This is a genomic window from Salinactinospora qingdaonensis (assembly GCF_039539445.1).
Classification (GTDB): domain Bacteria; phylum Actinomycetota; class Actinomycetes; order Streptosporangiales; family Streptosporangiaceae; genus Salinactinospora; species Salinactinospora qingdaonensis.
On sequence record NZ_BAABDD010000003.1, the window covers coordinates 172,835 to 187,067 of the forward strand.

At 68.6% G+C, this 14,233-nt stretch carries 11 protein-coding genes; 6 read left to right on the forward strand and 5 right to left on the reverse strand.

What is annotated here, in order from left to right:
- The first annotated feature begins 194 nt into the window (after positions 1 to 194).
- Positions 195 to 2,600, forward strand: a complete 2,406-nt coding sequence (locus ABD848_RS04650) for a sodium-translocating pyrophosphatase (RefSeq protein WP_344967657.1) — start codon at positions 195 to 197, stop codon at positions 2,598 to 2,600.
- 188 nt (positions 2,601 to 2,788) lie between these two features.
- Positions 2,789 to 3,259 carry a SixA phosphatase family protein gene (locus ABD848_RS04655; protein ID WP_344967659.1) on the forward strand — a complete coding sequence of 157 codons (471 nt, stop codon included), beginning with the start codon at positions 2,789 to 2,791 and terminating at the stop codon, positions 3,257 to 3,259.
- Positions 3,260 to 3,323: 64 nt separating this feature from the next.
- Here ABD848_RS04655 and serB read toward each other — a convergent pair whose 3' ends face one another.
- From serB to ABD848_RS04670, 3 genes are all read right to left on the reverse strand, one after another.
- A complete protein-coding gene (gene serB / locus ABD848_RS04660; RefSeq protein ID WP_344967661.1) occupies positions 3,324 to 4,568 on the reverse strand; it encodes a phosphoserine phosphatase SerB in 1,245 nt (414 codons plus the stop codon).
- A gap of 112 nt (positions 4,569 to 4,680) precedes the next feature.
- Positions 4,681 to 5,316 (reverse strand): DUF1707 SHOCT-like domain-containing protein, encoded by a 636-nt coding sequence (locus ABD848_RS04665; RefSeq protein ID WP_344967957.1) that lies wholly within the window; start codon positions 5,314 to 5,316, stop codon positions 4,681 to 4,683.
- Between the two features lie 421 nt (positions 5,317 to 5,737).
- Entirely contained in the window at positions 5,738 to 6,373 is a 636-nt protein-coding gene (locus ABD848_RS04670; RefSeq protein ID WP_344967663.1) for a GAP family protein, read from the reverse strand.
- A gap of 501 nt (positions 6,374 to 6,874) precedes the next feature.
- On the opposite strand from ABD848_RS04670, the gene ABD848_RS04675 reads away from it, so the two are divergent.
- From ABD848_RS04675 to ABD848_RS04685, 3 genes are all read left to right on the forward strand, one after another.
- Entirely contained in the window at positions 6,875 to 7,660 is a 786-nt protein-coding gene (locus ABD848_RS04675; protein WP_344967665.1) for an ABC transporter ATP-binding protein, read from the forward strand.
- Positions 7,661 to 7,916: 256 nt separating this feature from the next.
- Entirely contained in the window at positions 7,917 to 8,678 is a 762-nt protein-coding gene (locus ABD848_RS04680; protein WP_344967667.1) for a sulfite exporter TauE/SafE family protein, read from the forward strand.
- Positions 8,679 to 8,802: 124 nt separating this feature from the next.
- Complete coding sequence (locus ABD848_RS04685; RefSeq protein ID WP_344967669.1) at positions 8,803 to 10,176, forward strand: FAD-dependent oxidoreductase; 1,374 nt, start codon at positions 8,803 to 8,805, stop codon at positions 10,174 to 10,176.
- A gap of 16 nt (positions 10,177 to 10,192) precedes the next feature.
- Here ABD848_RS04685 and ABD848_RS04690 read toward each other — a convergent pair whose 3' ends face one another.
- Both ABD848_RS04690 and ABD848_RS04695 read right to left on the reverse strand, forming a co-directional pair.
- Positions 10,193 to 11,068 (reverse strand): alpha/beta hydrolase, encoded by an 876-nt coding sequence (locus ABD848_RS04690; protein ID WP_344967671.1) that lies wholly within the window; start codon positions 11,066 to 11,068, stop codon positions 10,193 to 10,195.
- 364 nt (positions 11,069 to 11,432) lie between these two features.
- Positions 11,433 to 12,005 carry a TetR family transcriptional regulator gene (locus tag ABD848_RS04695; RefSeq protein ID WP_344967959.1) on the reverse strand — a complete coding sequence of 191 codons (573 nt, stop codon included), beginning with the start codon at positions 12,003 to 12,005 and terminating at the stop codon, positions 11,433 to 11,435.
- A gap of 643 nt (positions 12,006 to 12,648) precedes the next feature.
- On the opposite strand from ABD848_RS04695, the gene ABD848_RS04700 reads away from it, so the two are divergent.
- Positions 12,649 to 14,127, forward strand: a complete 1,479-nt coding sequence (locus tag ABD848_RS04700; protein WP_344967672.1) for an aldehyde dehydrogenase (NADP(+)) — start codon at positions 12,649 to 12,651, stop codon at positions 14,125 to 14,127.
- Positions 14,128 to 14,233: the final 106 nt, after the last annotated feature.

A 14,233-nucleotide genomic window follows, 5' to 3' on the forward strand; every position in this document is an offset into this window, starting at 1 on the left:
AGTGGTGCGTAGAATCCCCGGCACACCGCAACCGTTCGGCGCGACGGAGACGGTGAGCTGTACACACTGAAGTGATGGCACCCATAAAACCTCGCCATACGGCGAACCGGGCGTGCCGGCCGTCTCTTGGGACGGCCGCCGGCGCACGGCGAGCCGGCGGGGATAGTTAACGTGCCCGTCTGGAGGAGAACGGATTGTCTGGGCTCGACCTCGCCGCTGAGAGCGGCCCGGTTCTGCCCCTCGCTCCCACGAACCTCACGCTGGTCGTCGTGGTCTTGGCTGTGGCGGTACTCGCCCTGGCCGTGGCCGGTGCACTGGTGCGTGAGGTGCTGTCCGCGGGAGAGGGGACAGAACGCATGCAAAACATCGCGCGAGCCGTTCAGGAGGGGGCCGCGGCGTATCTCAAACGCCAGTTCCGCACTCTGATCATTTTCGTCATCGTCATTCCCCTTCTACTGCTCCTACTTCCAGCCGACTCGGACGCGGTCCGTATCGGGCGATCACTGTTTTTCGCCATTGGCGCCGCATTTTCCGCACTGACCGGGTTCATCGGAATGTGGCTGGCAGTACGCGGAAACGTGCGCGTGGCCGCCGCCGCACGCGACGGAGGCGAGCGGAAAGCGATGCGCATCGCCTTCCGCACCGGAGGTGTGGCCGGCATGTTCACCGTCGGGCTGGGCCTGCTGGGCGCGGCAACGGTGGTGCTGGTGTATCGGGGAGACGCCCCGATCGTGCTCGAAGGCTTTGGATTCGGCGCGGCGCTCCTGGCGATGTTCATGCGTGTCGGCGGCGGGATCTTCACCAAGGCAGCCGACGTCGGCGCCGACCTTGTCGGCAAGGTCGAGCAGGGTATCCCTGAGGATGACCCCCGCAACGCCGCCACCATCGCCGACAACGTGGGCGACAATGTCGGTGACTGCGCGGGCATGGCCGCCGACCTTTTCGAGTCCTACGCCGTGGTGCTGGTGGCCTCGCTGGTGCTGGGCCGTGTCGCCTTCGGCGCCGAAGGGCTGGTCTTCCCGCTCCTGGTACCCATGATCGGGGTCATCACGGCGATCATCGGTATCTTCGTGGTCTCGCCGCGCGCCAGGGACAGCAGCGCCATGTCGGCCATCAACCGCGGGTTCTTCATCTCGGCGATCATCTCCGCGGTGCTGGTGATCGGGACGGCGTTTTTGTACCTGCCGAACAGCTTCGCCAGCCTCGACGGCGTCAGTGACGACATCGCCGCGCTAGACGGCAACCCCCGCCTCATCGCTATCGGCGCGGTCCTCATCGGGCTGGTGCTGGCCGCCGCGATCCAGTTGTTGACCGGCTACTTCACCGAAACCAACCGCCGACCCGTCAAGGAGGTCGGGGAAAGCTCCGAGACGGGCGCAGCCACCGTGGTGCTGTCCGGCGTCTCGGTGGGGCTGGAGTCGGCCGTGTACTCCACGCTGCTCATCGCCGGAGCGGTCTACGGCGCGTTCCTGCTCGGCGGCGGCAACATCACCATCAGCCTGTTCGCGGTGGCATTGGCCGGAACCGGCCTGTTGACCACCGTGGGGGTGATCGTGGCCATGGACACCTTCGGCCCGGTGGCCGACAACGCCCAAGGGATCGCGGAGATGTCGGGCGACGTCGAAGGCTCCGGCGCCGACGTGCTCACCAGCCTCGACGCAGTTGGCAACACGACGAAGGCCATCACCAAGGGCATCGCCATCGCGACCGCCGTGCTCGCCGCCACTGCCCTGTTCGGCGCTTTCCGTACCTCGGTGGAAGGCGCGCTGGGGCCGGCCGCCGACACGTTCAGCCTGTCCATCGACCGGCCCGACGCGCTCGTGGGCGTGGTGATCGGTGCCTCGGTGGTGTTCCTGTTCTCGGCGTTGGCCATCATGGCTGTGGGGCGGGCCGCCGGCCGTGTGGTGCAGGAGGTGCGCCAGCAGTTCCACAACCACCCCGGCATCATGGACGGCACCGAGCAGCCACAATATGGGCGCGTGGTCGACATCTGCACCCGTGATTCGCTGCGGGAACTGATCACGCCGGGGCTGCTGGCGGTGCTGACTCCCATCGCGGTGGGCTTCGCGCTGGGCTACACCTCCCTGGGCGCGTTCCTGGGCGGCGCCATCGCTGCCGGTGCGCTCATGGCCGTGTTCCTCGCCAACTCCGGTGGCGCCTGGGACAACGCCAAGAAGCTCGTTGAGGACGGCCACCACGGTGGCAAGGGCTCGGAGGCGCATGCGGCCACCGTCATCGGCGACACCGTGGGCGACCCGTTCAAGGACACCGCCGGCCCGGCCATCAACCCGCTGCTGAAGGTCATGAACCTCGTGGCGCTGATCATCGCCCCGAGTGTGGTGATCTACGCGGACGCGCCGGTGCTGCGCCTGGTGGTGACCGTGATCGCCGTGGTGCTCATCATCGGCGCGATCGTGTGGTCCAAGCGCCGTTCGGGCGGTGCGGGCATGAGCGCAGCCATGCCCGCGGCCGAAGGCGATAACACCCCTACACAGGCGGTGGACTCCGCCGATCCGGTGCCCCACGCCCCGGCTGAGGGCACCGACGAGGCTGGCCGGCGCGAGGCGGCGCGCACCAGCGACGGCGGGTCGCAGAGCTAGCCCCACCGGCCGCTTCCGGCCACACCCGCGGCCGGTGCCCGTGCCCGACACGGGGCGCACACACCGGCCGCGGGCCACAGCCCGTGGCAGACTGGGCGTATGACCGGAACGAAAGGGCTCGTCGCCTCGCTCGGGGGCATGTTGCTGATCCTGGCCGCCCTGGCTGTCATAGCGACGGTGCTCGCGCCATGAGTCGGCTACTGTTGCTACGCCACGCCAAAGCCGAGCACACAGCGGGGGTCGCCGACGTCGACCGCGCCCTCACCGGTAAGGGGCGCGCCCAAGCCACGGCGGTGGGCACGCTGTTGGGCCGGGAGGAGACCGTGCCCGATCACGTGATCTGCTCCCCGTCGCAGCGCACGCGGCAGACGCTGGATCACGTCGTGGCCGAGCTGCCCAGTGCTCCCACGGTGGACTACGCCGAACCGGTCTACACCGGCGCTCCCGACGACATCTTCGAGCTGATCAACATGGTCGACCCCGAGGTGGCGACGCTCATGGTGGTCGGGCACAATCCGACGATCAGTGAGCTCGCCGCCACGTTCTTCGAGCGACCGGAGACCGTGTCACTGTCCACGGCCGGGGTGGCGGTGGTCGAGATGGCGGTGTCGTGGCTGTACGCCGCCCCCGGCACCGGCACGGGCCGCCTGCTGACATAGGGGCCGAGACGTCGGCCTCACGCCGCGGGCCCGCACCGGAAATCTCCGCCGGAGGGCGGAGGCGTCATTGCTCGCCGTCGGCCTCGCGCTCGGCTTCGCGGTCGGCGGCTTCGACCTCTTCGCGGGTGACTCCGAGCAGGAAGAGGATCGTATCGAGATAGGGAACGGTGACCGAGGTGTCGGCCTGCTCGCGGACTACCGGCTTGGCGTTAAACGCGACTCCAAGGCCGGCGGTCTGCAACATGTCGAGATCATTGGCGCCGTCGCCAATGGCCACGGTTTGCGACAGTGGCACCCCCGCCTCGGTGGCGAAGCGTTGCAGGGCCAGTGCCTTGCCCTTGCGGTCGATGATGGGTCCCGTCAGACCGCCGGTGAGCTTGCCGTCGACGATCTCCAGCGTGTTGGCCACGGAGTAGTCGAGGCCCAGCCGTTCCACGAGAGCGTCGGTGAGTTGGGTGAATCCTCCACTGACGATGGCGCACTCGTAGCCGAGCCGCTTGAGGGTGCGGATGAGGGTACGAGCACCAGGGGTGAGGACGAGGTTGTCGCGCACCGCCTCGATGGCCGAGGCGTCGACTCCTTTGAGCAGCGCAACCCGGCGCCGCAGCGACTCCTCGAAGTCGAGCTGGCCGCGCATGGCCTCCTCGGTGACCTGGCGGACCTCCTCGGCGCAACCGGCGTGCTCGGCGAGCAGCTCGATGACCTCGCCCTGGATCAGGGTGGAGTCGACGTCGAGGACGACCAGGTGCTTGGCGCGACGGTGCAGCCCCGAAGGCTGCACGGCGATGTCGATGCCTTGATTGGCGGCCTCCATGGCGAGGTCGTTGCGCAGCGTCGCGTCGTCGCCTCCGGAAACCACCAGTTCGAGCGAAGTGACGGGGTAGCTCGCCATCCGCTCGATCCGGTCGATATTGGCTCCCGCCCGCGCCACACATGAGGCGATGGCGCCGAGGGCGCCGGGCCGCAGTGGATCGGCCAGGAGGGTGACACACAGTCTTTCGTCGGTGCCCGAACGAAGGCGGTCGATGCCGTCGCCGCTGACGAACCCCGCTTCCATTCCGATGTCGACGCACGTCTTCTCGACAGCGCCACGAACTTCCTCGAACACGCGCTCGCGCCGGACACCGGGCGCGACACGTTCGTCGACCGACAGGAGCGCGGCGAGCACGAGGCGACCGCCGATGACCACCTGTTCGAGATCGACCAGAGTGATGGGAAAGACCGACAGCGTACTCAGCAACCGGGCGCTGACACCGGGTCTGTCGCGCCCGCTTACCGTGACCAAGAGCGTGGATTCGATGTGTCTCATGACGAGTCCAAGTTACTCTGCACGCTCTCGCCGCCGTAGGGCGGCCCAGTGGGATTGTCGAGTGTTCACCCCCCAGCCACCTTGTGTGGCCTTACGGCAGCCTGCGGGTGAGCTAGTTGCGCCTCTTCTTGCGTTTTGGCGCCTTGGCCTTGGCTTCGATCCCACCGAAGAGGCAGGTTCCGGTGATCCGGACGGTGGGAGCGTTGGGACCGATCACGGAGTCCGTGCGGTTGGTGTCTGTACCGCCGAAGATCGCCGTTGTGTTGTTCACCACACGGACGCCGTGCGGGACGACGATCTCCAGGCCGCCGAAGATGACGGCGCACTGCACGATGACTTCGCGTTGGGCCATCACTGCATCGCGTAGGTCCAACTCTACCCCGCCGAAGAGCACGGAGACGTTGGTGCGCGGTTCAACGAGCCAGCGGCCCTTGCGCTCGGCTCCCCCGAACACGGCAACGATGTTCTCGCGGCCCTGGCTGGTGGCCGCGAGTTGCCGCGCCTCTTCTGAGGAGATGTCGGGCATACCCTTTTCGGTCCTGAGGTCGCGTTCATCGTGCGAGGCGGACTCGGCGGGGAGGTCCCGGACGAGGGGGATGAGTTCGCCCATGGTTTTGGCCCGGTACAGGGCGTCAAGACGTTCGGCGTGCTCCTCTTGGGCGAGCCGCCCCTCCGCGAGCGCGTCCCCGAGCCGTTTGGCGACACGATCGCGCTCGGCGTCCGATGCGCGGATGTGTTCAGGCTCCATCGCCATCGTTGTTCCTTTCGTTGGCCCCGCACGGTCTCGTGCGGCGGGCGCGCCTACCGCCCTACTACTTCGGCTCTTCCCCGACTACGCGGACCTGGACACGCGCGTCATCGCGCAGCGGCGGCTCCGAAACCACCATGATCGGCACGTTCGCTTCGACGCTAGCGTCCCCGAGGCGGTGGCCGCGGCTTCCGCTCCCGTTGTCACGATCGGGGCCGCGGGCCCCACGAATAATCAGGAGGGGAGGGTCGCGCCGGAACGTCTCGGGCCTCGCATCGGTCATGGTGTCGAGTATCGACTCCGCCGGTGGCCCGCGGATCGGGAGCCGACCCTGAGGTTCCCCGGATACAGCCGGCGACGGCGGCGTAAGCCTCCGCCCCGCTACGCGCGTCTCGACTCACGCGGCTCAGCCGGGCGGGGCTCACCCGTTCGCCAGGATGAGCACCACGAAGAACAGGCAGACGACGATGTTGATGAGCCAAGCGTAGGAGTTCATCCAGGCGCGCACTCGGGACATGCCCTGTTGGGCGCGGCGGTGGAAGAGCAGGAGCCCCAACAGAGGAAGGGCGGCGACCAGCAGGGTCAGCACCAGAAACGGTAGGGCGGCGAGCGGGGAAGCGCCGTGGTGAACCAGGTTGGTGGCGACGGTGAGCATCACCAGGATGTCCGAGGGCATGAGCAGGATCACCAGCAGGCCCACGGCCATGGCCCGCTGAGGTGTGGCCTCCATGAGCCCCGTCAGCCACGACGGCGGCTCGGCCGTGGCGCGGTTGCGGTAGTTGCGCAGCGCCAGCAGCACCAGCGCCACGACGAGCGCGAACTGCGCGATAGTTCCCAGTGCCGTGCGCTCGCTTGGCTCTCCCAACGGCTGTACGTCCCCCACGACCGCGACGATCGTGTAGGCGAGGGTGACGCCAGCCGCGACGGCGACGGCGACCCCCGCCAGGAAGGCCAGCGACAGCCGGAACGGGCGCTGAGTGGTGACGAGGATGACCGCGGACATGATCTGCGGCCCCGCCATCATGGTGATGGCCAGCGGAAGAATCTGGGCGACCATGGGGTCTCCATGCGCGGCTGCCACATCATGGGAGGGCACTACCCGTGATGGCCCGCCGGAACCGGCATCCCCCAGGGGGCGGGTTCGGCGGGGGCGCACAGGCGGCAGGGTGGGGGCGCGGGGAACCTCCCACATAGGATTGAGCCCCGCCGGTCGCCGCCGGGCGCCAGCACCACCCGCTCCCCCAGCCGCACGAGAGCAGCCGCAGAGCATCGATCGCCGCCATGTTGAGTTGCGCCGTCCCACCGCCCCCAGCGGTGCCATCGAGAACGCGGCGGGCTCGGCTGTCGTGCCCGTATTTTCCTCAGGGTGAGCGCGGCACCGCTGCGCCGGCCGTCCCCGTCCGACCGGCCCACGGCGTCTCGCTCGCCCCAGGGCCGCGCTGCCGGGCCGATGGGGTCAGGGCGTCGACCCAGCCTAGAACGAATACAAAAACGATTGTATATTATATGCCGCCGGAGGCCGTGCACCGTGCGCAGTCCGGGGCGATGGAGGAGAGCGATGAACGGGCATGTGCTGCGCATGAACAACGTGGGCGTACGCCGTGGCGATACGGAGCTACTGCGCGACGTGACGTGGACCGTCGAGGAGGACGAGCGTTGGGCACTGATCGGCCCTAACGGGGCGGGCAAGACCACACTGCTACGGATCGCCGCGACGCACCTCTTTCCCACGAACGGCGACGTGGAGGTGCTGGGAGAACGCCTCGGCAAGAGCGACGTTTTCGAACTTCGGCCGCTCATCGGGTTCGCCAGCGCCGCACTCGCCAACCAGGTGCCAGAGGAGCAGGGCGTGATGGACTTGGTGGTCAGCGCCTCCTACGGCTACCTGGGGCGGTGGCGGGAAGAGTACGCCGCGCCCGACCTCGACCGCGCCCACACGCTGCTCGCCCAGTGGGGCGCCGACCACCTGCGTGACCGCACCTTCGGCACCCTTTCGGAGGGGGAGCGCAAACGGGTACAGATCGCCCGGGCCATGATGGCCGACCCGGAACTGCTCCTGCTCGACGAGCCGGCCGCCGGCCTGGACCTGGGCGGACGGGAGGACCTGGTGCGCCGCCTGGGCGAACTGGCCGGAGACATCGACTCCCCCACGCTCGTCGTGGTCTCTCACCACGTGGAGGAGATCCCCGCCGGGTTCACCCACGTGATGCTGCTGCGCGAGGGCGGCATCGTCGACGCCGGCCCCGCCGAACTGGTTATGACCGCCGACAACCTCAGCGCAACGTTCGGCCTGCCCCTCAAGGTCGAGCACGACGGCCAGCGGTGGAGTGCCCGAGCAGTGTGATGTGGGGCGCGTCCCGCCTGCCCCCACACGCCACACCGCGGGCGAGCACCGCCGGAAGCGGGGGACGCGTCGGTGGCCGACCCGCCGCACCTCGCGCGCTTTCCGAGCCCCGATCCCGCGTCACGCCTACGAAGGAGGCCCCACCAATGCCCCTACCGGCCATTCACCGCCACGGCGTCGCCCCGTCGCTACCGGGATCGGGGGCGCGCCCGCCGCGTGCCCCCCTGCCGGCGCGGTGTGACCGAACGGGGAACCCATGAGCATGTGGGAGGCGTTGGCTGTGCTCGCCGCTGGGATCGGCGCAGGGGGTGTCAACGCCGTGGTGGGCTCCGGGACGCTGCTGACCTTCCCGGTGCTGTTAGCGCTGGGCTACCCTCCGGTGACCGCCACCATCTCCAACAGTATCGGCCTGGCTCCGGGCACTTGGGCCGGCACGTTCGGCTACCGGCGGGAACTGGCGGGCCAGTGGGGCCGATTGCTGCGGCTGGCCGGGATGTCGCTGCTGGGAGCCATCACCGGGGCGACCCTCCTGCTCTACCTGCCCGAACGGGTCTTCGTCACCGTCGTCCCCGTCCTGATCACGCTGTCGTGCGTTCTGATCTTGGCACAGCCGCGGCTCAGCGCGTGGGCACGGGCTCGCGGCCGGTCCCGGCCCCACGGCGGCCCGTGGCTGCCCTTGGGGATCTACGGGGCCGGCACCTACGGCGCCTACTTCGCCGCCGCCCAGGGGATCGTGCTGCTGAGCATCCTCGGCATCGCCCTCGACGAAGGGCTGCAACGGATCAACGCGCTCAAGAACGCGCTGGCCGCAACCGTCAACACCACAGCGGCGGTGTTCTACCTCATCTTCGCCGTTCCCGACTACTGGGCGGCCGGCCTCATCGCCGTGGGATCGATTGTGGGCGGCTACGTGGGCGCCCACGTCGGGCGGCGACTCAAGCCGCTGGTGCTGCGCGTCATCGTGGTCCTCGTCGGCCTCACCGCAGCCGCCCAACTCCTCGTGGAGCTCTTCGCGTAACGCGAGCACTTCCCGAGAGCGCCCCGACGCCGACCGGGCTCGAAAGCTACTCGGCATAAAGCGGCAGGGATGATCCCATAGAGCGGGAAAGCCGGCAGGCGATCGTCGAAGTGGGGGAGCCAGTATGGGGCGAGGGAGCAACGGCCAGTCACGGCTGGTCGTCATCGGGGGCGACGCGGCGGGGATGAGCGCGGCCTCGCAGGCACGGCGGCACAAGAGCTCCGCGGAGCTGGAGATCCTGGCGCTGGAAGCGGGAGAGCACACGTCCTACTCGGCCTGCGGGATTCCCTACTTTGTCGCCGCGACGGTCCCTGAGGCCCAGGACCTGGTGGTACGCGATCCCGCGACTTTCGCCCACCGGCACCATATCGAGGTGCGCACCCGCTGCGAGGTCACGAAGATCGACCTTGACCGGCGGGTCGTCCGCACCGCGCACGCCGACGGTAGCGCCGGTGAGGAGCCTTTCGATCAGCTCATGCTCGCCACCGGCGCCCTCCCCCGGCGTCCCGACCTGCCCGGCGCCGATGCCGAGGGGGTGTTCGGCGTACAGACCCTGACTGACGGGATCGAGCTGCGCGCCGAGATCGAGGAACGCGCTCCCCGCCGCGCGGTCGTGGTCGGCGGTGGCTATATCGGCCTGGAGATGGCTGAGGCGTTTCTCCAGCGCGGGATGGTCGTCGACCTCATCGAGGCGCTCCCCGAGCCCATGAGCACACTCGACCCCGACATGGGAGGGCTGGTGCGCGAAGCATTGCGCGAGATGGGGGTGAACTTCCATCCGAACACGCCGGTCACGGGCTTCGAGGCACCAGAGGGCCGGGTTCGGGCGGTGCACACTGCCGGCGGGGGCCACGAGGCCGACATCGTGGTTCTGGGGCTGGGAACGCGCCCCAACAGCGACCTGGCGCGCGCCGCCGGCATCGCGATCGGTCCCACCGGAGGAGTCGCCGTGGACGCGCGCATGCGCACGTCGGCGCCGGGGGTCTGGGCGGCGGGCGACTGTGTCGAGACCTTCCACCGGGTCTCGCGCGCTCCCGTAGCCATCGCCTTGGGCACCCACGCCAACAAACAGGGGCGCGTTGCCGGCGACAACATCGGCGGAGGCTACGCGCGGTTCCCCGGCGTGGTGGGCACCGCCCTGACCAAGGTCTGCGGCCTGGAGGTGGCCCGCACTGGCCTCAACGAGGCCCAGGCCCACCGTGCCGCCTACATGTTCGACACGGTCACGGTGGAGTCGTCCACCCGCGCGGGGTACTACCCGGGCGCGGGAGCCATCACGGTCAAGCTCCTCGCCGAACGCGGTAGCGGGCGGCTGCTGGGCGGCCAGATCGTCGGCTGTGAGAACGCTGGAAAACGTATCGACGTGCTCGCTACGGCGCTGTGGAACGAGATGACGGTGGCCGATATGGCCGGCATGGATCTGGGGTACGCACCACCGTTCGCCCCCGTATGGGACCCGGTGCTGATCGCCGCGCGCAAACTCGCCGAACGCCGGTGAGAGGCGGCGCCCCTCGTCAGTTCGATCTGGCCGCGACCGGTGCTCTCGGCACCAGGTGGGTCTGGAACCACTCGGTGAGCGCGCGGTCGGTAAGCACGTTGCCCGGGGCTGGCGGGCCAGGCTCCAGGCCGGGTTCTGGCCCCATCGTGTGGGCGAGGTCGGGGATGACGATGTGGCGTAGCGCTCCCCGCGGGGAGTGGGTGGCTATAGCGTCGTGGAGGGCTTGGCCGTGTTCGGGACGGATCACCTCGTCGTGCTGGCCGGTGACGATGAGCAGCGGCGGCGAGGGCTCTGCCGAGGCGAGGTCCTGGGCGCGGCCGGTGAAGTCGAGCCAAGCGGCCACTTCGCGCGACTGTTCGGTCCAGTTGTAACTGACGCCCAGCCGCTGTTCCCGCGCCCGCAGCACCGGAGTCGGGTCGATGATCGGGTTGACCACGGCCATGGTGCTGATGGGCACGCGCCGTTCGGCCAGCGCGAGCAGTGCGGCGGCGCCCCCGGCTCCTACGCCGACCAGACCGACAGGGCCATCACTGATGGGGAAGCGCTCACCGAGGTCGGCCATGGCTTTCGGGATCTCCGCTGCGGCCTGCTCGATGACGGGGCCGTAAAGGCGCATGAGGTAGTCGAGTTGGCCTAGGCGGTTGACCTCGGGAACGCCTCCTTCCGGCAGCCGGCCGCCGAACAGCGGCAGTCCGAAGTAGAACCGCCACGCCGGCAGCGATCCCAGCGGCAGTGTTCCCGCGAGTGCGGCCTCGCTGCGCGGCGGTTCGAATGCGTGCAACGCGACGATGGCCGGGGCCGGCTCGCTACCGTCGGCGGGCGGTACCGCCAGAAACGGCACACCCGCGGCTGTGCCGGTCAACGGTCGGGTGAGTGTGCTGTCAGCTACCACTGTGCGGGTCCTTCCCCCTGGTCAAACAGCCGACGCCGGGTATGGTGCGGAGTCGGCGAAGGCGACGCGAACCTCATGGCATACGGCAGGTACGTGGGTAAGGAGGAACATCTACGGTTACGGTCGTACGGAGACGTCGAGACGCCCGAGCATCCGGAGCCCTCCACTACGGCGCCATCTCTCGCTCCCCCGTGGCGCGTGCTGAGTGCTAACCGTATGCGGGACGGGGGCGCGGGAACGACTGTCCCTCCGTTCGCCCCGCCCGATCCATGCTGCCGGCAGGATCGCGTTATTCAGATGCCGGACGGCAAAGTACCGTATCTTCCTTTTTACCGCACTGTGCGAAGCGACACAGTCATCTTGGCTAATTCGATCCGAAGTGCCGCTCCAGATAACTCCGGACCAGGAGTTTCGTCTCTTCGATGAGATCTTGGTCGCCCTCGGGAACGTGTCGGAAGGCGAGTTTGAGGGTGGCATCGGCCGATTCGACCGCCACCCTGATGGCACGGTCGAGTTCCTCGGAGTCTTCAACGCCGGCGACCGAGGTGACCAGTTCACGCAAACGCAACGCGATGATGCGATTATTGTCGGCTACCCCGTCGAGTAGCCGGATGTCAACGACGTCACCGAAGTGCAGACTGCCAAAGCCGGGAACGTTGCGGTGCATGTCGATGTACTCGTCGACGACCGCGTCTATGGCGTCAGTCCAGCGGCTGAAGTGACGCTCGGCCAGCCGTTCGCCGACCCGGACGCTGAAAAGGTCGAGATAACGCAGCCCCAGCGCCTGGGTGATCGCCTTCTTGTCCGGGAAGAACTGATAGACCGAGCCGATGGCCACGCCCGCCCGCTCGGCGATTCGCGTCGTCGAGAGCTCACTGTAGCCACCTTCGTCGAGGAGTTCGGCGCAGGCATCGAGCATCCGTTGGACCCGAGCCATACTGCGCTGCTGAGCGGGAAGCCGGCGTAGCGGAGCATGGGCAAGGGAGGATTCCGGTGCTTCGGCACGAGAGCTGCCCGCCACCTGTTCGCCTCCCCCTGCCTCGGGGACGGCTCGTTCGTGGGAGGCAGCGGACGTGGAACTGCGTGAAGTAGTCGTCACGTCTCTATGATGCCTTTCCTCAATTCCTCTGTTTCCCGTACTATTCTGGCTTTAAGCCTGGCGGGAACAGTCCAATTCGTTTTGGCCACTTCCGGACTTGCCCGCGGGTTGGCGTGAGATCTCGATATCCCTATGGGAAGTGGTAAGCAGCGACTTCCCCTTGCTGAAGGCGGATATCAGCCTTGTACGACGCCGCGCCCGAATTACGGCAGTCGGACGATCTCCTTCCGATAGGCCCGAAAGAGGTCATGGTGGCTGCGGGAGCAGTGGCGCGGCGGTAGCTGCGCGCTGGACGAATCTCAGCAAAAGGTTCCCTGGTCGTCTGCCAATGGTGGGTGGGCGCGCGGCGATGGCCTCGCACCGCGCCGTGCTCTCCCCGTCGGCAGGAGAACGCCATATTCCAGGTAAGCGCTTTCCGATAGGATGGCCGCGAGCGAGTTGAGCAGGTCCCCCAAGACGTGCGTTCCGGAGGTAGAACTACATGACCGATAATGCGGCCACAATTCCCGACACGAGTGTGGCGGGGCTCGACAGCGTCATGGCCGCCGCGGCCGATGCGGCGTCCACCTTCGGAGCGCTGCGCCCCCTGGACCGTGCCGCCATGTTGCGCCAGGTGGCCGCCACGCTAGACGCGGCGGCCGATGAGCTGGTGCCCCTCGCCCAGCACGAGAGTCACCTGCCGGAGTCCCGGTGCCGCAACGAGCTCGCCCGGACCACGTTCCAATTCCGGCTGTTCGCCGACGTTCTCGACGAGGGCAGCTATCTCGAAGTCACCATCGACAGTGCCGACTCCACCTGGGGAATGGGACCACGCCCCGACATCCGGCGCATGCTCGTTCCGCTCGGCCCGGTCGCCGTCTTCGGGGCCGCCAACTTCCCCTTCGCCTTCAGCACGGCCGGCGGCGACACGGCCGCGGCACTGGCGGCCGGCTGCCCCGTGATCGTCAAAGGCCACCCCGGTCACCCTCGCCTGGCCGCACGCACCGGTGAACTGGTCGCCAAGGCCCTGCACGACGCCGGCGCCGCCGAGGGAGTGTTCGCCGTGGTGTTCGGCACCAAGACCGGCCAGCGCCTCGTACAGCACCCCCAGACCAAGGCGGTGGGGTTCACCGGGTCGGCCTCCGGCGGGCGCGCCCTGCACGACCTCGCCGCGGCCCGCCCCGACCCGATCCCCTTCTACGGTGAACTGGGCAGCCTGAACCCGGTGTTCGTGACCCGGGCCGCGGCCAAAGCGCGGGCCGGGGAGATCCTGAGCGGTTACGCCGACTCTTTCACGCTGGGTGTGGGACAGTTCTGCACCAAGCCGGGCGTCGTGCTGCTGCCGGAAGGCACCGACCTGACCGCCGTCACCGCCGATGTGAGCCAGCGCCCCGGCGCCCCGATGCTCAACGATGCGGTGAGCGGCGGTTATATCGACCGGCTGGCGAACCTCACCGCACACCCCAGCGTGGAGGTGCTCGCCCAAGGTTCGACTGAGGACGCACCGTGGCGACCCACCCTGCTGCGCACGAACGCGACCGCGCTGCTGCTCGACCAGGAGACGCTGCTGGCAGAGTGCTTCGGTCCCGCGTCCCTCGTCGCGACCTACACCGACGAGGAGCAACTGATCGAGGCGGCCGAATCGCTGGTCGGCCAGCTCACAGCCACGGTTCACGCCGAAGAGGAGGACACGGCGGGTGTGGCACCGCGCCTGCTGGCCCACCTCACCGAGAAGGCCGGCCGGGTGCTGTGGAACGGCTGGCCCACCGGGGTTTCGGTGACCCATGCGATGACACACGGCGGCCCCTACCCTGCGACGACGTCGGTGCTGCACACCTCGGTCGGGACGACTGCGCTGCGGCGGTTCCTGCGCCCTGTGAGCTACCAGTCGGTGCCACATGCGCTGCTGCCCGAAGCGGTGCGCGACGAGAACCCCCTGGGGGTGCCCCGGCGGGTCAACGGCGCGCTGCACCTCTCCTGAGGGGGCGGCGACGTCCCGGCACGAGGGGGATCGTCGCGCTCGCCCCGCGACCGTCCGCGGGGTGAAAAGGTGCGCCGTCGCGCTGGGGCACGGCGGCGTGCCGCCC

What these genes read in the sequence shown, in the direction of transcription:
- ABD848_RS04695 (WP_344967959.1), bottom strand. Translation starts at nt 12,005, where the DNA reads ATGGCTCGGGTCCAACGGATGCTCGATGCCTGCGCCGAACTCCTCGAC.
- ABD848_RS04685 (WP_344967669.1), top strand. Translation starts at nt 8,803, where the DNA reads ATGGGGCGAGGGAGCAACGGCCAGTCACGGCTGGTCGTCATCGGGGGC.
- ABD848_RS04700 (WP_344967672.1), top strand. Translation starts at nt 12,649, where the DNA reads ATGACCGATAATGCGGCCACAATTCCCGACACGAGTGTGGCGGGGCTC.
- serB (WP_344967661.1), bottom strand. Translation starts at nt 4,568, where the DNA reads ATGAGACACATCGAATCCACGCTCTTGGTCACGGTAAGCGGGCGCGAC.
- ABD848_RS04680 (WP_344967667.1), top strand. Translation starts at nt 7,917, where the DNA reads ATGAGCATGTGGGAGGCGTTGGCTGTGCTCGCCGCTGGGATCGGCGCA.
- ABD848_RS04675 (WP_344967665.1), top strand. Translation starts at nt 6,875, where the DNA reads ATGAACGGGCATGTGCTGCGCATGAACAACGTGGGCGTACGCCGTGGC.
- ABD848_RS04655 (WP_344967659.1), top strand. Translation starts at nt 2,789, where the DNA reads ATGAGTCGGCTACTGTTGCTACGCCACGCCAAAGCCGAGCACACAGCG.
- ABD848_RS04665 (WP_344967957.1), bottom strand. Translation starts at nt 5,316, where the DNA reads ATGGAGCCTGAACACATCCGCGCATCGGACGCCGAGCGCGATCGTGTC.
- ABD848_RS04670 (WP_344967663.1), bottom strand. Translation starts at nt 6,373, where the DNA reads ATGGTCGCCCAGATTCTTCCGCTGGCCATCACCATGATGGCGGGGCCG.